General features: G+C 45.9%; 14 protein-coding genes. 8 read left to right on the plus strand and 6 right to left on the minus strand.

Going from position 1 to position 18,173, the window contains the following annotated elements; translation table 11 throughout:
* The first annotated feature begins 124 nt into the window (after nt 1-124).
* From L0659_RS02470 to L0659_RS02490, 5 genes are all read left to right on the plus strand, one after another.
* The gene (locus L0659_RS02470) at nt 125-412 is read left to right on the plus strand and encodes a YtxH domain-containing protein (protein ID WP_235124005.1); all 288 of its coding nucleotides are present in this window, start codon (nt 125-127) and stop codon (nt 410-412) included.
* A 57-nt stretch (nt 413-469) separates the two neighbouring features.
* A complete protein-coding gene (locus L0659_RS02475) occupies nt 470-781 on the plus strand; it encodes a hypothetical protein (RefSeq protein WP_235124007.1) in 312 nt (103 codons plus the stop codon).
* Between the two features lie 482 nt (nt 782-1,263).
* Nucleotides 1,264-2,706: an RNA polymerase factor sigma-54 gene (gene rpoN / locus L0659_RS02480; protein WP_235124009.1), complete on the plus strand. Its 1,443-nt coding sequence runs from the start codon at nt 1,264-1,266 to the stop codon at nt 2,704-2,706.
* Nucleotides 2,707-2,748: 42 nt separating this feature from the next.
* A complete protein-coding gene (locus tag L0659_RS02485) occupies nt 2,749-4,218 on the plus strand; it encodes a sigma-54 dependent transcriptional regulator (RefSeq protein WP_235124010.1) in 1,470 nt (489 codons plus the stop codon).
* Between the two features lie 30 nt (nt 4,219-4,248).
* Nucleotides 4,249-5,679 (plus strand): ATP-binding protein, encoded by a 1,431-nt coding sequence (locus L0659_RS02490; protein WP_235124011.1) that lies wholly within the window; start codon nt 4,249-4,251, stop codon nt 5,677-5,679.
* Between the two features lie 160 nt (nt 5,680-5,839).
* On the opposite strand, the gene L0659_RS02495 is transcribed toward L0659_RS02490, so the two are convergent.
* The 6 genes from L0659_RS02495 to L0659_RS02520 form a co-directional block, all read right to left on the minus strand.
* On the minus strand, nt 5,840-8,947 hold the full coding sequence (locus L0659_RS02495; RefSeq protein ID WP_235124012.1) for an efflux RND transporter permease subunit: 3,108 nt from the start codon (nt 8,945-8,947) through the stop codon (nt 5,840-5,842).
* 88 nt (nt 8,948-9,035) lie between these two features.
* Nucleotides 9,036-10,124 carry an efflux RND transporter periplasmic adaptor subunit gene (locus tag L0659_RS02500; protein WP_235124013.1) on the minus strand — a complete coding sequence of 363 codons (1,089 nt, stop codon included), beginning with the start codon at nt 10,122-10,124 and terminating at the stop codon, nt 9,036-9,038.
* A 43-nt stretch (nt 10,125-10,167) separates the two neighbouring features.
* Nucleotides 10,168-11,415: a TolC family protein gene (locus L0659_RS02505; RefSeq protein ID WP_235124014.1), complete on the minus strand. Its 1,248-nt coding sequence runs from the start codon at nt 11,413-11,415 to the stop codon at nt 10,168-10,170.
* Nucleotides 11,416-11,508: 93 nt separating this feature from the next.
* Nucleotides 11,509-12,876 (minus strand): HAMP domain-containing sensor histidine kinase, encoded by a 1,368-nt coding sequence (locus L0659_RS02510; protein ID WP_235125232.1) that lies wholly within the window; start codon nt 12,874-12,876, stop codon nt 11,509-11,511.
* Between the two features lie 2 nt (nt 12,877-12,878).
* On the minus strand, nt 12,879-13,565 hold the full coding sequence (locus L0659_RS02515) for a response regulator transcription factor (RefSeq protein WP_235124015.1): 687 nt from the start codon (nt 13,563-13,565) through the stop codon (nt 12,879-12,881).
* A complete protein-coding gene (locus tag L0659_RS02520) occupies nt 13,562-14,602 on the minus strand; it encodes an App1 family protein (protein ID WP_235124016.1) in 1,041 nt (346 codons plus the stop codon). The genes L0659_RS02515 and L0659_RS02520 overlap by 4 nt, the downstream gene beginning before the upstream one ends.
* A gap of 45 nt (nt 14,603-14,647) precedes the next feature.
* Here L0659_RS02520 and L0659_RS02525 point away from each other — a divergent pair, with 45 nt between their 5' ends.
* The 3 genes from L0659_RS02525 (at nt 14,648) to L0659_RS02535 (ending at nt 18,096) form a co-directional block, all read left to right on the plus strand.
* The gene (locus L0659_RS02525; RefSeq protein ID WP_235124017.1) at nt 14,648-15,523 is read left to right on the plus strand and encodes a diacylglycerol kinase family protein; all 876 of its coding nucleotides are present in this window, start codon (nt 14,648-14,650) and stop codon (nt 15,521-15,523) included.
* Between the two features lie 112 nt (nt 15,524-15,635).
* Nucleotides 15,636-16,748 carry a S9 family peptidase gene (locus L0659_RS02530; RefSeq protein ID WP_235124018.1) on the plus strand — a complete coding sequence of 371 codons (1,113 nt, stop codon included), beginning with the start codon at nt 15,636-15,638 and terminating at the stop codon, nt 16,746-16,748.
* A 13-nt stretch (nt 16,749-16,761) separates the two neighbouring features.
* Nucleotides 16,762-18,096, plus strand: a complete 1,335-nt coding sequence (locus tag L0659_RS02535; RefSeq protein ID WP_235124019.1) for a GntP family permease — start codon at nt 16,762-16,764, stop codon at nt 18,094-18,096.
* The last annotated feature ends 77 nt before the right edge of the window (nt 18,097-18,173 follow it).

The following is an 18,173-nucleotide window of genomic DNA, read 5'->3' on the forward strand; positions in this document are numbered from 1 at the left end:
GGGGACAGCCATTTAAAATTTGATGTGTAGAACGATTATCCCGTTTATCGGGCAATCGGTCACTGGTATAGGATTTGGGGATGAGCGGATGTAAATGAAATTTTCACATTAAAAGCAGAACATCATGAATGGTAATAAAGCATTTTGGGGAATCGTAACAGCAGCAGCGGTTGGAGCAGTAATCGGGTTACTATTTGCGCCCGAAGAAGGTAACAAGACCAGAACAAAAATCAAAAAGAAAACGAATAGCCTCGCCACTGACCTGATCGAAGCACTTGAAAAAAGCAAAGAAAAAGCTTCGGACGTAGCCGGCCAGATCAAAGAGGAAGGCGAAGAATATAAAAATGCAGCGCTTGACAAGGCAGAAGAGTATTCTAACACTGCCAAAGAAGAAATTAACAAATATCAATAGCTTGTTTCCGGCAGCATTACAGCTGCCGGAAATCTTTATCACTTCATCATACATACCATGAAATCGTCAACAACAAATCCCGGAAAAGCGGAAATATCTACACCCATTGAAAGCACGGTCGACTATGTAAAGAACATGTTTTTTTCAGGATCTGCCAGCGGTTCTGGCAAGGGTATTGAAATGGGCGTGAACGCCATTCTTGCCAAGACCGTATTGCGTCGCCTGCCACCGCCACTCAATTTTGTGGTGCCGCTGATTGTTAAAAAAGTAATTGTGAAACATGGGGTGCCGGAAGGCAGAGAATTGCTGCTCAAAGGGCTTCGCTGGGTAAAAAAGAATACAGAAGATAAGCCTGTTAACGTGGCTTGATCATAGATCTTCAACGTCAATATCAGGAACCTTTCAGCAATGAAAGGTTTTTTTGTGGAATCAGGTGCGGCAAGAAATTTGTTAATAGGGATGGTATGCCTCTTCGCGATTGCAATGTTCAGTCGTTGGCTATCCGTTCTTTTCTTTAGGTTCAAGTCTGAGTTCCCGGAAGTCTGATCTGATTTTCCACTCAGTTTTCAAAGTAACTAAATGAAAAAAAGGAAGTTATAGATTTCAATCTAAACATGAACAGGTGGTGATATTTGACCTGACCAAGTCTGTTCAACACGGCAAAACCGGTCTTCTGAAAATAGTAAGAAGCATAAATGTTCGTCTGTTCGCCAGGCATTCTGAATAATTGTACTCAGAATGTGGAAATAAGTACGCAATGTTCATTATCGGGCCGTACGTTGCAGATAGATTGAATAAAGAGTCGTAAATTTAAACTTTAAGAATTCTAATTATTTACCCTAGGTTGCTATATGCAAAGACAAACGCAGACGCAAAGACAGACCCTGAAATATTCTCCGTTGCAAATTCAGATGCTGAATTTACTGCATTTGACAACAATGGAGCTGGAACAAAGAATTAAGGAGGAGCTTGAAGAAAATCCTATTTTAGAGGAGGGTAAGGATGATAATGCTTCGGAAGATACTGTTGATGATTTTCAGGATCCTGCCGACACCGGGACTGGCGATGATAATACAATGCAGGACTATTACGACTGGGATGAGTTCAGGGACGATGATGTTCCCGATTATAAGACTTATGCCAATAACCAGTCGCCGGATAATGAGCTTTATACACGTCCCATGGTGGAAACAATTTCTTTCCGGGACGATCTTAAACAGCAGGTGCATTTCCTGCGGCTGGACGAAAGGCAGCAGCTGATCGCCGATTTTATCCTTGATTCACTGGACGAAGACGGGTTCCTGAGACGTGAAAGCGATGTGATCGCAGACGATATCTCGTTCGCCAACAGCATGTTTATTGACACAGAGGAAGTCAATTGGATGCTCAAAATCATTCAGCAGCTTGATCCGGCCGGGATCGCGGCCAGCGACCTTCGGGAATGTTTGCAAATTCAGCTAGGCCGCATCGAAAACCAGGACGATACCTGGAAATGGGCTTGCAAGATTGTTACCGACGCTTTTGATGAGCTAGGTTCAAGAAACTACGACAAGATCATGCGCATTACCGGCCTGGACGAGGAATCGTTGAAGAAAGCCATAGCGCTGATCACCACATTGAATCCAAAACCAGCATCCGGCCTCCGCAATGATTCCATCGTGAATGAAAGCATTAAGCCTGATTTCATGCTGCGGTATACTGAGGACGGTGAGATAGAAGTGCAGCTAACCTGGGGAAACAGCCCGGCATTAAGGTTAAACAAATTGTTTACCCAAATGGCTGAGCAAAAGAACGATAAGGCCACAAACCAGTTCCTGAAAAACAAGATGAATTCGGCGAAATGGTTTATCGATGCGATCAAGCAACGGGAAAATACCATGCTGAGCACGTTGAGGGCCATCGTTAAGTTGCAATATGATTATTTTCAAACGGGCGACATCAAGAAGTTACGCCCTATGATCCTGAAAGACGTTGCAGAGATCATTAATATGGACATTTCGACAGTGTCGAGGGTTACAACGAACAAATATGTTCAAACACCTTTCGGGATTGTGCTACTGAAAGACCTTTTCACAGAAGGCGTTACCAACGAGGACGGCACCGAAGTTTCCAACCGCGAAATTCAGGAAGCGATCCGGGAGATCGTAGGGGCGGAGGACAAAAGACATCCATACAACGACCAGCAAATTACAGATATGCTCTCCGAAAAAGGCTATTCTGTGGCAAGAAGGACCGTTGCCAAATACCGGGAGCAATTAAATATCCCAACTGCAAGATTAAGAGTAACCATTTAAGCAGCTTACAAAACGAACTGGATTTAGCCCTAAAAACCTGGCATGAAAAAAATTGTTGTTGTTGATGATGAGGCAGATATCTGCTTCTTGTTGAAGAGATTTTTATCAAAGAATGACTTTATAGTAGAGACTGCGCAAAATGGTAAAGACGGCCTCGCCCTGATTGATTCCATCTCGCCTGATTTGGTTATGACCGACTTCCGTTTGGGAGACATTACGGGAACGGAGCTGCTCACTGCGATCAAAGCAAAACGTCCGAATGTTCCCGTGCTCATCATAACAGGCTATTCCGATATAAAGGTGGCCGTTAGCGTGATGAAACTTGGCGCATATGACTACATCACCAAGCCATTGTTTCCGGATGAAATATTGGTCACAGTGAAAAAAGCCATTGCGGACGCGGAATCGAGGGAGAATGAGGAGTTTGAATATACTGCGGTTGCTTCCGGAGCAAGCAGCGGCACGACCGAGACCACAAAACCTGCCCGTAAGCTTAGTTCACGGACCAAAGCTGGCTATGTAATGGGTCAAAGTGACGTCTCTGATAATCTATTCCGCCAGGTGGATCTTGTTGCGCCGACCAATTTCAGCGTGATCATTTACGGAGAAAGCGGATCCGGAAAAGAGGCCATTGCAGCGGAAATCCATAACCGGTCGAAAAGACGGGATATGCCTTTTGTAGCGATGGACTGCGGTGCCATATCCAAGGAACTGGCTGGTAGCGAGCTTTTTGGTCACGAAAAAGGATCATTTACCGGTGCATTAAATACCAAAATCGGTCATTTTGAAATGGCTAATGGTGGGACATTGTTCCTGGATGAGGTTTCCAATTTGTCTTATGAAATACAGGTTGCATTGCTGCGTGTAGTGCAGGAGCGTAAGATGCGCCGCATTGGCGGTTCAAAAGAAATTGATCTGGACGTAAGGATCATTGTAGCCAGTAACGAAAGGCTGCTGGAATCTGCTAAAAACGGCAAATTCAGAGAAGACCTTTACTATCGTTTCAACGAATTCACGATTGAGGTGCCTGCATTGAGAAACAGGAAAGATGATCTCATGCTGTTTGCTAACACATTTCTGGATACAACAAATGTGGAACTGAATAAGAATGTCAGCGGATTTTCGGAAGACGTGAAGAACGATTTCCTGAACTATTCATGGCCTGGGAATTTGAGAGAGCTGAAAAACGTCATCAAACGTGCCACGCTGCTTTCCGATGGTGATCTGATCGAGGAGAAATCACTGCCATTTGAAATCGTCAATTACAGAAAGCTGAAAGACCTGGACGAAGAGCCTGTAACATTGGCAGCAACGACTATCACAGCACCTGTTATGGAGACATTGGATGGCGACGACTCGAAGCCAAGCCTTAAAACAGTTGCGAATGAAGCTGAGTACGACATGATCATGCAAGTGCTCAGGGACGTGAATTTCAATAAAAGCAAAGCAGCCCGCCTGTTGAACATTGACAGAAAGACACTCTACAATAAGATGAAACAGTTTGACATTTAATTGTTGAGTTACGCTGAGCTATAAAACAGAATGAATACAAAATTAATACGGGTCCTCCTTGTTGATGATGACGAGGATGACTACTTCCTCACACGTGAATATTTTCAGGAACTGGTCAATTGGAAGTTTGATATTACCTGGTGTTCGACCTTCCGGGACGCGCAGCAGCATCTCAAAGACCATAAATACGATCTTTATCTGTTTGATTATCTGCTAGGTGAAAGCACGGGGATAGACCTGATTGAGTTAGCCTGCCAGTTTGAATGTGAAGAACCGATCATTCTGCTGACAGGGAAAGGGGATACCAAAATTGCCGTAGAAGCATTGCGGCTCGGTGCGGCAGATTACCTAATCAAAAGTGAGCTGGACTCAGAAAAGCTTGAAAGGAGCATTCGGTATGCATTGGAAAGAACTTCCGTGCTGAAAGCTTTGAAACACAGCGAGCGACGTTACCGACGGATTTTTGAAGAATCCAATGACTTCCTCTTTATCAGCGATCTCGCTGGTAACATTATCGACCTGAACACGTCCGCCAGTGTATTGACTGGATATAGCGAAGACGATCTAAGGTTAAAAAATATCCTCGAATTGCTCGAAGACGCGCAGTTTGATTCATTATGGCAAAACATAAAAGACCATCCGATCCACGATCAGGAAGTAAGGCTGCTTACAAAAGACGGTGATAAAAAATATTGTCTCTTTTCGGCCACATTGGAAGTGGACGATGACCATCCGTATATACAAGGCAGGCTACATGATATGACGGCTCGCAAGCAGTCGGAGAGAGAGCGGTTGTTTTCTGAAAAAATGGCTGTAACAGGTCGTTTAGTGAGAATGCTGGCCCATGAGGTCAGAAATCCGCTTACTAATGTGAACCTTTCGGCCGAACAGCTTGAAATGGAGCTTGTTGATGAAGATCAGAGGTTTTATACACAGATCATTAAAAGGAATTGTAACCGGATTAATGACCTCATATCACAGCTTCTACAACCGTCCAATTCAGCGGATATAGAGCTTGTTACTAGCTCGGTCCATACGGTTCTTATTCAAGCCATCGGAGCAGCGCTGGACCGGGTTCAGCTGAAACGCATCCAGATCGTCAACCAGTTTGCGGAAGAGGAAATGGCCTTGCCGCTAGACCCTGTTTCGTTGCAAATGGCTTTCCTGAACATCATTACCAATGCCATTGAGGCCATGGAAGAGGATAAGGGCATTCTGAGGATCACAACCAAAAGCCAGGGAGAGAACATTCAGGTGATCTTCACCGACAACGGCTGCGGCATCAGCGAAGAGCACATGGAGAAAATTTTCGAGCCCTATTTCACAGGAAAAATGAATGGCATGGGCATCGGCTTATCCACAACCATGAGCATCATCCACGCCCACCACGGCCGCATAGACGTAGAATCAGAGATAGGAACCGGGACGACTTTCACGATCACGTTTCAGAATCAGAAGTAGGGTAAGAATGTAAGCATGCAAAGCGTGCTATGTCCCCTGCCTGTCCCCTGTGACCTGTTGGCCTGGCGCCTGTCACCCTGAGCGTAGTCGAAGGGGCGTCACTGCTTGGTGGTAACGCCCCTTCGACTACGCTCAGGGTGACAGGCAGAGGAGTAAACCTCTAACCAGCCCTCACCACCCCGCTTTTCCTATTGAAGAACCCATATATAATCGGGAAGATCAGCAAGGTTAGCACGGTGGCGGTAATCAAGCCTCCTATTACCACGATCGCCAATGGTTTCTGTGTCTCTGAGCCGATTCCGGTGGACGTTGCAGCAGGTAATAAACCGATTGCAGCCATTAATGCGGTCATAATCACTGGCCTGATCCGGGATTTTACCCCTTCTCGTATGGCTTCATCCAGCGACATTCTTGCTGATAGGTTTTTGTTAAAGACTGAGATCAGGATCACGCCATTCTGGACGCATAACCCGAATAGTGCAATAAATCCAACGCCTGCAGATATCCCGAAATTCATGTGCGTGACGTGCAAGGCCAGGATCCCGCCGATCAATGCAAAGGGCACATTAATCAGCACCAAACCTGCATCTTTTGCATTATTGAACATGATGAACAGGAGGATAAATATTCCGATCAAACTGATAGGAACCACTTGTCCCAGCCGCGCAGTTGCCCGCACCTGATTTTCAAATTCTCCCGACCAGTTGACGGAGTAACCTTTTGGCAAGGTTTTCAACAATGGCTTTACACGATTTTGGGCATCCGCAATCGTGCTGCCCAGGTCGCGTTCACGCACGGAGAATTTGACACCGATGAAACGTTTGTTATTATCGCGATACACAAATGCAGGCCCGGTTACCGTGCGGATTGATGATATTTCTTTCAATGGAATTTTCCCACCGGTTAATGTAGGCACCATCAACTGCTGAATGTCGTCGACCGTTTTGCGATATTGTTCCTCGTAACGCAGACGAATGTCAAATTTCCGTTCACCTTCATACAAGATCGAAGCAGTCTTTCCGCCAATGGCCATTTCGATAACCGCCTGCGCATCCGCTGTACTTACCCCGTATTGTGCCATTTTGTGATCATGTAAAATCACGCTGATCTCAGGCTGGCCAATGTTCCGCAAAATGCCGACATCCTTAATCCCGGGCACGTCTTTGATCGCTTGCAGCACCTGATCTGCTTTCGCATTCAGCGTTTCCAGGTCATCACCATAGATTTTTACCGCATTACTGGCATTCATCCCCGCCACTGCTTCGGCCACATTGTCGATAATGGGTTGGGAATAATTGTAGTTAATGCCCTGGAATTGTTTCAGTTTTTTATCCATTTCCTCGATCAGCTGATCCTGCGTGATCTTCCGTTTCCATTCGTCTTTGGGTTTAAGGTTGACCTGCATTTGAACATAATAAAATCCAGACGGGTCGGTTCCGTCGTTGGAACGGCCTGTTTGGGATAATACGCCATTTACTTCCGGAAATTCATTCAGTTTGGCACGGAGGGTCGTCACCATCTTGATTGTTTCGTTCAGCGAGCTGCTCATTGGCATTTTTGCTTCCACCCAAAGTGCTCCCTCATTCAATGTAGGCAGGAATTCTGTTCCCAGAAATTTGGCAGAAAACAGGCTCAGCCCCAGGAAAGCCGTGGCGAGCACCAGGCTTAATTTTTTTCGCTTATAGCACCATTCAAAACCATTGGTCACCGTGTTGTCAAAGAAACGAACGACCGGATTACTCTTCTCCCTGACATTTTTATTTAACAACAACGAGCACAGAACCGGAACGAGCGTCAATGTATAGAGCAACGCGCCCAGTAATGCGAAACCGAGCGTATAGGCCAGTGGGGTGAACATTTTCCCTTCCACTTTTTGGAAACTGAAAATGGGGATCAGTGCCGTGATAATGATCAGTTTGGAGAAGAAAATAGCCTTGCCAAGCTCGCCGCCCGTCTTTTTAATTAAACCTAGCTTCGATAGTTTGTTAAACCGGTCCATTCCATTCCGATGCGCCAAATGATCCAGCGCCACAAAAATCCCCTCAACCATCACAACAGCGCCATCGATAATGATACCGAAATCTATCGCCCCCATCGAAAGCAGGTTAGCAGACATTCCCTTCAATTTCAGGCACATAAATGCGAACAAAAGCGCAAGCGGAATGATAATGGACACAATGACCGTCGTGCGCCAGTCGGCCATGAAAAGGAAAACGATCACAGTAACCAGCACAATTCCTTCAATGAGGTTATGCTTTACGGTATGCGCGCAAAACTCGATCAGGTTGTCGCGGTCGTAAAAGGTGACCATTTTCACATCCGGCGGAAGGATTTTAGTGTTCAATTCCTCAACCTTATCCTTTATACGCGCGAGCACTTCACTCGGATTTTCGCCTTTTCGCTGCACGACGATTCCCTCCACAACATCATCATTGCCATCCAGCCCGACCTGGCCAACACGCGGCATATCCGATTCTTTTACATCCGCGACGTCTTTTACCAAAACGGGATTATCCTTTACAAACTCAACGATAATGTTCTGAATGTCAGGGATTGAATTGAGCAAGCCGATTCCACGCACCACATATGCCTGTCCGTTTTTCTCGATCACATCACCGCCTACATTAACATTGCTTTTGGTCACAGCCTGATAAACTTCCAGCGGTGTAATGTTGTATTTGACGAGTTTGGTAGGGTTAACCTGTACTTCGTAGATCTTCTCTCTTCCTCCAAACGCAACCACATCCGCAACACCCGGAATGCTCCGTAACTGCCTGTCAATAATCCAGTTGTGCAATGTAAGCAGCTCACGACTGTCGCGGTCTTTGCTTTTTAATGTAAACCTGAATATTTCACCGGTCGGTCCATACGGAGGCTGGACGTCCGGCTCGACGCCGTCGGGGAGCGAGATGTTACGAAGCTGATTATTAACTTGTTGCCGCGCAAAGAAATCCTCTACATTGTCATCAAAAATGATCTTGATAATGCTCAGACCAAACATTGTTGTGCTACGCACATTCGTTTTTTGCTGCACCGAATTCATCGCAACTTCAATCGGCACCGTCACGAACCGCTCAATCTCCTCTGCGCTTCGTCCGTTCCATTGCGTAACGATAATGATCTGTGTATTAGTAACATCCGGAAACGCTTCCAGCGGCGTATCCCGATAGCTGACAATCCCCGCGATGATCAGCAGGCCTGTCATAAAGAATATGAAAAAGCGGTTTTTCAAAGAAAAGCCCACAATTCCCCGAATGAATTTGTTCATTTTTGATGAGTGAATGAGTGAATTTTGAATGAGTGAATGAGTGAATGACTGAATTATTTTTTCTATTCACTCATTCACTCATTCAGCATTAATCATTAAGCGCGTCGTAGACGAGCAGTTGGTTTTTGCTGATGATGGCTTCGCCGGGTTTCAGGCCGCTGGTGATGTAGGCGCGATTGGCCAGGGAGCGGTAGATTTCTACGGGGCGGGTTTCGATGTTGGACCGGCTGTGATAGACCATGACCCAATTTTTGCTGCGGTCAAAAATAACTGCCTGTGATGGAATGGCCTGCATTTCTCCGCCTTCTTCGAAGTTCAGGTTTACCGTTGCGTGCATTTCAGGTTTTAGTTTTAAACCCACATTTTGCAGCTGAATACGAATTTTCATGGCTTTTGTATCCGGGTCCAGAACATTATAAATCTTGTCCACTTTCCCTTTAAAAACTTCATCGGAAAAGCTGATCGTGCGCACATCGGCAGGCATTCCGAGCTTGATCCTTGGAATGTCGCTTTCGTTCACATTGGCCATTACCCACACATCTGCAATCTGCCCGACTGTGAAAAGACTTTCTGCATTGTCCGAGCGCAGCTGCATGCCGCGGTTCACGCTTTTGTCAATGATAAAACCGTTAATAGGCGATTTAACCGTGTAATTTGTAGATTTCCCCAAACCATAAATCGAGAAAATTTCCTTCACTCGGCTCACATCCGCTTGTGCTTTGTCTACAACCTGGCGCGCCGTAATCACGTCCCGTTCCGGCACAAGCTTGCTTTCAAAAAGATCCTCGGTAGACGACAAATTCTTTTGGGCAATGAGCAAATCGGATTGTGCCTGAATCATTTGTCTTTCAAAATCAGCAACTTCACCCGAACGGATCGTAGCCAGTTTCTGGCCTTTGCGAACATTGTCGCCCAATTCCACGTCGACTTCTTCCACATTGCCGCCTACCAAGGGGTAGATCTTAATCACCTGATTTTCATCAGGAACCACTTTCCCGACCAGCGTCAGCTCGTTACGCACCGGCTCGGTCTTTACCGTATCCAGCATAATGCGGCTCATCATGGTGTCCGAAAGCATAAACGCCTTGGATTCTTCGGGATCTTCTTTTTTCGTATCGCAACCGGTCAGCCATAAGGCCATAGCGGCCAGCACAACCATGCTCAGAGAGTTTTTCATTGGGAAAATATTAGTGGCAAAAGCCATGATGTGATAAATTCGATTAGTTGAAAAGTTCTTCGCCGACTACGAAATTGAGTTCTTCGTAAACCTTGATGCGGTCGGCTTGGAGGCGGTTAAATTCCTTAATGCTCTCGTTGTAGGTCTCTATAAAATCGATGAATTCGAGGAGGGTAATGTTCCTTTTTTGAAAATTATCGTAAACCCCTTTGCTAAGGAGCTGGAATTGATCTGAAAACTGGCTTTCGACGCCTTGATAAGCTTCTTCAGCCACATTAACCTTTTGCAATGCAGCCTCAACCTGGTTGTTAATGCTGTTCGCTTTGGCCGTTTCCACCGTTTTGAAATAACTGATATTACTTTTGGCAGCCTTAATGTTGCCCTGGTTCCTGTTGAAAAAAGGGAGGTCCATCGTTGCCGAAATGCCCACATAGTTGTTTACATAATTACTCGCCTGATCGTACACCGCGCCAAGCTGAATGTTGGGCACTGCCAATGCTTTTTGGAGCGTGTAGTTCAATTCAGCCTGTTTCACTTCCGATTGCGAGACTTTAAGGTCGGCGCGGCTTTCCATCGCTTTGGCTTTCAACGCTTCCGCATTATATTGGTTGAGCTGATAACGACGGACATCTGCTGAATCTACAATTGACTTTACAGGCCGGTCGGCATTTAGTAATGTGCGCAGATCACGCTGGTTATCATGCAGTTCAAACAAAATGTCTGCACGATCATTGGTTAATTGAAAGAGGAGGGCTTTGAGACGGACAACTTCTTTGAGAGAAATATTTTTGCGATTGTATTCTTTATCAAATGCACTTACGGTTGTATTAAGCGAAGCAATTTGGGTGTCATATAACGCAATGGTCTGTTCCAGATAATAGGATTCAAAAAAGATCTGGCGCAGGTCAAATTTTAATGTTCTGATAAGATCAAAAAACTGATATTCGCTTTTCCGGGTTGATTCCACATCCAATGCCACCTGCTTATTGCGTTTGCCTGCGCGCGTAATGAGCTGCTGAATGGTGAATGCTTTCTGGCCCTTATTCCCTACGTCCAGAAACCCTCGCGAAGGATTATAAGCGCTGATCTCGACGCCAAAAGTGGGGTTATTCCAAAGCTTGTCCTGGATTTCAATAGATTTGGCAATATCGATCTGATATTTTTCGGCTAGAATTTCAAGGTTATTTTGAAGAAAAAGGCTGTCGGCCTGCTTGATCGAAAGCCTCAATGTGTCCTGTGCGTGCAGCTGGACTGCCAGGAATAGGAGGATCGTCGTGAAATAAGTTCGCATGTTCTCTGTGTTAGAATAATGCGATATTCCGACGCCAGTATTACAGGAGCCTTAAAATAAAGTTAGAAAAAAATTAGAATGGTCAAATCAGGCTCATACGTGGTTTAAACGCACCTGAAACTCGCTTCCACGACCCAGCTCGCTGGTCACGGAGATCATTCCATGGTGCAGATCGACTATGCGCTGACAAATAGAAAGGCCGATTCCAAAGCCGGGAACAGGCGTTGCATCCGATGACCGGTAAAAAGGATTGAAGATATGGGGCATATCCTCCGGGCTGATTCCGATGCCACGGTCTTTAAACTTCACAATGCAGGATTTATCGTCGGACGAGATCAGGATTTTGGCTTGATGATCCGCAGAATATTTACACGCATTATCCAGCAAATTGGAAAAAACTCTTTTTAATAACTCCTCATTTCCTTCGATAACCGTCTGATTTTCATCCTCGGGAATGTTTTCATAATCAATTTCAACATGGTAATCCGGATTGATTGATAACAATTCCTCCTTAGCCGCAAATGCCAGATCTTCAATATGGATAGGGGCCATTTTCAGCTGTCCAGAATGCTCGTAGGAACGCGCCAGGAACAGCAGGTTATTGGTAATGCTTATAAGTCTTTCAGTGTCGGAAAAGAGGTTGGCAAAGACTTCGTCAAGGTCGGGATTGTTTTTGTTAAATCTCTGGCCCAGCTGAATTTCAGATTTGAGGGCCGCTAAGGGCGTTCGCAACTCATGGGAAGCATGGGAAACAAAGCTTTTTTGCTGTTCAAATGCATTGTGAAGCCGTACAAGCACCGTGTTGAAATTAATAGCGAGCTGCGCAATTTCATCTTTGCGATTGCCTTCGTCGAGTTTTTGAGAAAGATTCTGGGCAGTAATGAGCGAAACTTCATGATTGATCCTGCTGATCGGCCGCAATGCATTTCCTGCAAAATAGATTCCCAGCCCAACCGTAACCGCAATGCCGGCCAGAAGTCCCCAGCCGAGTGTTTCGCGCAAATTGGTCAGTTTGCTATGCCCAAAAGTATCATACGCAGAGGCCAGCACAATCAGCGGCTCACTTTGTTCTTCATACAAAAGGCCGATCACTTCGCTCTCGCCTTCATGAAATTCCATATAATCTTTCTGGCGGACTTCATCCAGCAGCGACGCCTTATAAGAGAGAAGCTTGTCATCCACACTCGAATAGATCAGCTCATTATCAGCGTTGAAAATCAGCACTTTCTCGTCCAGCATTTCTGAAAGCGTATTTTGGTCAATGGCTTTCAGCAAATGTTTGTCAATTCCTTTAACCTTTACCAGCAGCCGGCAAGTGGTGCGGGCGCGGCTTTTCAGGCGGTCGTAAAATTCTTCCTGCCGGTAATGTTCGGAAACGCTGTAAATGGTGATTGAAAACAATAGCAAGATCGCCGCCACGAGAAGCGTGAATTGAAAAGCAATGCGATCTTTAATTTTCAATGTCATTCTTCCTTCATAATGTAGCCCATGCCGGGACGTGTGTGAATCAGTTTGGTAGCGAAGTCCTTATCTACTTTTTTGCGTAAGTAATTGATATACACTTCAACAACATTCGTTCCCGGATCGAAATTAAGGTGCCATACGTGTTCGGCAAGATCCATTTTGGAAACAACTCTTCCTCTGTGCAAAAGAAAATATTCCAGTAAGGCGAATTCCTTGGCGGTAAGGTCGATCATGTTGCCGCCGCGGCTTACCTGCTTGGTTCCCAGGTTCATTTCAAGATCTGCGATACGCAGCACTTTGTCCGTAGTTTCCGGATTAATCAGGTCGGAAACGCGCAATGCTGCGTTAATTCTTGCCAGTAACTCCCTGAAATCAAAAGGCTTAACGATATAATCATCCGCTCCGCGTCCCAGGCCTTCCAGTTTATCCTCAATTTCTCCGTAAGCCGTAAGCATAATGATGGGCAGCGAAGGCTTGTAAATCCTGATCTGCTGGCAAACATCGTGACCATTCATTCCGGGCAAATTTACGTCCAGCAACACAAGGTCAAATTTTTTGTCCAGGGCCATTTGCTTTCCGGTAATGCCGTCGTGGGCAATTTCCGCTTCGATATTTTCAGAGGCCAGTCCGCGAAAAATATTCTGGGCAATCCGGCGATCGTCCTCAATAATCAGGATTTTTTTCATTGCAGGAGATCTTTTGATTCGATAATGGGCGCAATGGCCTCAATGGGAGGCTGAAACACAATTCCAGTGTCGAGGGAATGAATAATGGCTTTGTTACTGTGCGCAAAATAACATACATCAATGCCAAGTTCCTGAATGTTTTTCATATTCAAAAGCGTCTCGGGTTTAGCCCTTCGCCTGGTTTGCCGGATGTAAACCGCACGGATGTTGGCCGAAAAGTCCCGGCAGATCTCTTCATAAATTTCCGGATCTTTCTGAGAATCATCCCCCAACAGGATAAATTGCAGCTCGGGATAGAAGTTGATAATGTTATGGATCTTGCGCAGCTTATGGTCATGCGACCCGCCGCCCGTTGTCACGAAATCGTCCAGCCCTGACTTGATCGTCCTGAGCTTCAAAACAGCTTTCGGCAGACCGTTAAGCTCTGCAAAGCGGACGATCATATCATACAGATTCCATTCGCTGCTCGACACATAGAAGAAAATATTGCTGTCCTTATGCGGATGCGTACGGCTTGCGAACGAGAGCAGCTGATAATGTTTGACAACGTCGTCGAACGGCTTTCGCGCCTGTACATTTTTGGATAACAATACAAACAGCTTCCGGAAGGAACGTCGACTGTGAGAGATCAGGAAGGTGTCGTCAATGTCGGAAATGATGCCATAGGAGCTTTTGTACGGCAGAAAAAATTCTTCCTGCGCGCTTCCCTGATATCGTTTTCCATTCAACTCATCGTCAACGGTAACTTCATATTGATGCCAGCCGCTGGGCATCGGCTCCGTAAGCGGCACCTGAAAACGGAAGTATCCATCCGCCTCGGCCGTTGCTTCGGCCGTAATATTGCCCACACTGAGTACAACTTTTAAAAATGGAATGGCCTTAACAGAAAAGAGCTCAATGATCGTCCGGGCGTATCTGAACCCGCTTCTTGTATATTTTCGATCACCTGAGGGATATTTTTTGACGATATGCCCAAACACCACCAGCTCATTTTTATTGGCATATCCACGGTACAATTTTATGTCGCAACGTTTCATAACTATCTTTATCCCCGTACACTTGAAGTCCCTAATTTAGACAATATGTTTTCAGAACGAAAAGTTTTGTTGGTTGTAAATCCCATATCCGGCGATGTGAACAAGGATGTGGTTTTTGAAGAAGTAATTGAAACGGCCGCGGCAAAGGGTTATGATTTACGCATTTATACCACAACCGGCGAGCAAGATCTGGAAACGATCAGGGAAATGGTCGTTAACATTCAGCCTGAGCGTGTGCTGGTTGCAGGTGGTGACGGCACTATTTCGCTGACGGCCGAGGCCGTGCAGGGTTCGGATGTTGTGATGGGCATTATTCCGGTGGGTTCTGCGAATGGACTGGCGATGGATTTCGGTGTCACCGGCTCTATTGCCGAGGCCGTTGAGGTGGCATTTGGTGAAAATATTGTGGGGATTGATGCGGTGTGTATCAATAACGAGATCAGTCTGCATTTGAGTGACATCGGGCTTAATGCATTATTGGTTAAAAATTATGAAAGCAGCGACACGCGCGGGAAATTGGGCTATGCACGTGAAATGCTGAAAACATTAAGCGAACATGAAAATTTTCTGGTCAGAATCACTACCGCCGACGAAGTGATTGAAACAGAAGCGCTTATTGTGATCATTGCCAATGCACAGAAATATGGCACAGGCGTCACCATTAACCCCACCGGAAATATGTCCGACGGTTTTTTTGAGCTTGTTATTGCCAAAAAACTGGATTTCATAGAAACGGCAAAAATCCTCGCCGGAAGCACGGACTTTAATCCGGAAATCATGCGCGTCATCTCCGTTGAGCAGGCGACCATCGAATGTCCTGACAAGGAAGCACATTTCCAGATTGATGGTGAATACAAAGGAATGGTCAGGAAACTGGAAGCGCACATTTTGAAAGGATACATTAAAGTGGCGATTCCTTAATGCCGTTTTAACAGTAACCCGCGCTATGTTCCCTCTTTTGTAAAAATCTATCCACTCTCTTTCCGCCTGGCTGATGAAAGTTGTTTTAATGTGCCTGTTAAGTGTTTTCTGTATGTCTATCACATTGTTTGCGCAGCAAGCCGAGTTGTGCCAGGGCGCTTATTTTACCGAAGCGCAGGGACAGGAGTTTTTGGAAAAACATGCTGTCAAAACCAAACTGGAATGGGAAACACGCGCTGCCGCCATCAGAAAGCAGCTTAGGGAAGGAATGGATTTACAAACGATGCCTCCCAAGCCAACCTCCAAGCCCATCATTCACAGCAGAAAGGAAATGGATGGTTATTCGATCGAAAATGTTGCTTTTGAAAGCATGCCGGGCATTTATGTGACGGGGAATTTATATAAACCATTAAAAAAGCAGACGTCTTACGCAGGCATTCTTTGTCCGCACGGGCATGGTGAAAATCCGCACGGCAGGTTTCGGGAACAAACCCAAAAACGCTGTGCAACGCTCGCACGCATGGGTGCTGTGGTTTTTGTTTTGGATATGGTAGGGCAGGGCGATTCGAAATATTGTGAGCATAAAATGCCGAAAGCGCTCAAATTGCAAACGATTAATGCAGTCAGGGCACTGGATTTTTTAATGGCACAACCAGGCATCGACCCGGAAAGAATTGCAGTTACAGGTGAATCGGGTGGGGGAACGCAGACTTTTCTGCTGGCAGCATTGGATAACCGTGTTAAGGTGACTGCGCCCGTCGTAATGGTTTCAGCTTATTTCTTTGGTGGGTGCGTGTGCGAAAGCGGCCTCCCAATCCATAAAAAAAGTGATTACCAAACCAATAATGTTGAAATAGCCTCACTAACAGCACCGCGCCCGATGCTCCTTGTATCCGACGGTGGCGACTGGACCAAAAACACGCCCAATGTCGAATTTCCTTTCATTCAGAACATTTACGCCTTATATGGCAAGAAAGATCTGGTTGAAAATGTGCATTTGCCTGACGAAAAGCATGATTATGGCCCTTCAAAAAGGAATGCTATGTACGTATTCATGGCCAAACAGCTTGGGCTCGATCTAAAAGCTGTCACCGATTCGCAAGGTAAAATTGACGAAACTCCTTCAAAACTGCTTGAACAAAAAGATCTGGAAGTCTTCAATGCGGCGCATCCACGACCCAAGAATGCAGTGATGGGTGATGAGGCTGTTATGAAATTGCTGTAAAACCAGACATCCGATGATCATATTCATTGTTCTTGCAGCCGTTGTTTTCATTGTATTGAGTTCTACAGTGCTTAAAATGCATCCGCTGGTGGGCTTGCTTTTGGCAGCGATAGGCGTTGGCGTTTTTGCAGGCCTGCCCATTGATAAACTCGCTGAAACGATCGGCAAAGGTTTCGGGGAATTAATGTCGAAAATCGGGTTAATGGTCATTTTGGGCTGTGTGATCGGTGCCATTTTGGATAAATCCGGTGCTGCGATCAAGGTGGCGGATGTGATATTAAAATTGTTCGGTGAAAAACGCCCGGCTTTTGCAATGGCAGTAATCGGCGGCATTGTCGGAATTCCGGTTTTTTGCGATTCGGGATTTATTATTCTGCACAAGCTGAATCAGATCGTTGCAAAACGAACCGGAAAACCATTGGGAACCATTGCATTATCCTTATCAGGTGGACTTTTCGCCACGCATACATTGGTTCCGCCAACACCCGGACCATTATCCGCAGCAGGAAACCTGGGCATTGCAGATTCTGTGGGGTTGGTCATTTTAATAGGCTTGATCGTCTCCATACCAAGTCTTTTCCTCTCAACCTGGTTTGCCGAAAAGTTTGCAAGAAATGTGGCGATTACTGAAAACTCAACCGTCGAGCCGCCAGTGATCATTCACGAAAGCAGATTGCCACCCGCCTGGAAAGCATTCATGCCGATCCTTTTGCCCATAATCCTCATTACGCTGGCATCATTTGCAAGGATTCTGAACTTCCCGGAAATCTGGACAAAATGGCTGGGGTTTTTCGGAAGTCCGTTGATATCATTTCTCCTGGCCATCTTTTTCAGCTATTCCCTTTTCCCCGAATATGCAGCAGAAAGAATGATGGCATGCTTCAAAAGTGGCATCGAACATTGTGGGACAACATTGGTGCTGGTAGGAGCCGGAGGCGCTTTCGGCGCTATTCTGAAAGAAACAACATTAAAAGACATGGTCAGCGAATGGCTCCTGCACAACGAAATGTCCGGTGCGTATTTACTTTTCATCGCCTTCCTGATCGCCGCATTCTTCAAAACAGCACAAGGCTCAACTACATCTGCGATGGTGCTCACAACCAGCATTCTGGCGCCGTTACTAGCATCACTAGGCTTCATCACACCCATCCAAATCACATTAGTAGTCATGGCAGTGGGGAGCGGCGCCATGATCGTTTCGCACACGAATGATGCCTGGTTCTGGGTCGTATCGCAGTTTACGGGGATTTCAGCAAGGGATACTTATCGGACGCACACGATTTTGACGGGGTTGCAGGGGGTGGTAAGTTTTGGAGTGGTGATGTTGTTGTGGGTGTTGTTGGGCTAGGCCAAAACGCCTGTCACCCTGAGCGGACCGGGCCGCCGGGCGGTCGAAGGGCGTTACTCCTAGGTGATAACGCCCCT

It is taken from the genome of Dyadobacter sp. CY347 (genome assembly GCF_021502655.1).
Taxonomy (GTDB): Bacteria; Bacteroidota; Bacteroidia; order Cytophagales; family Spirosomataceae; genus Dyadobacter.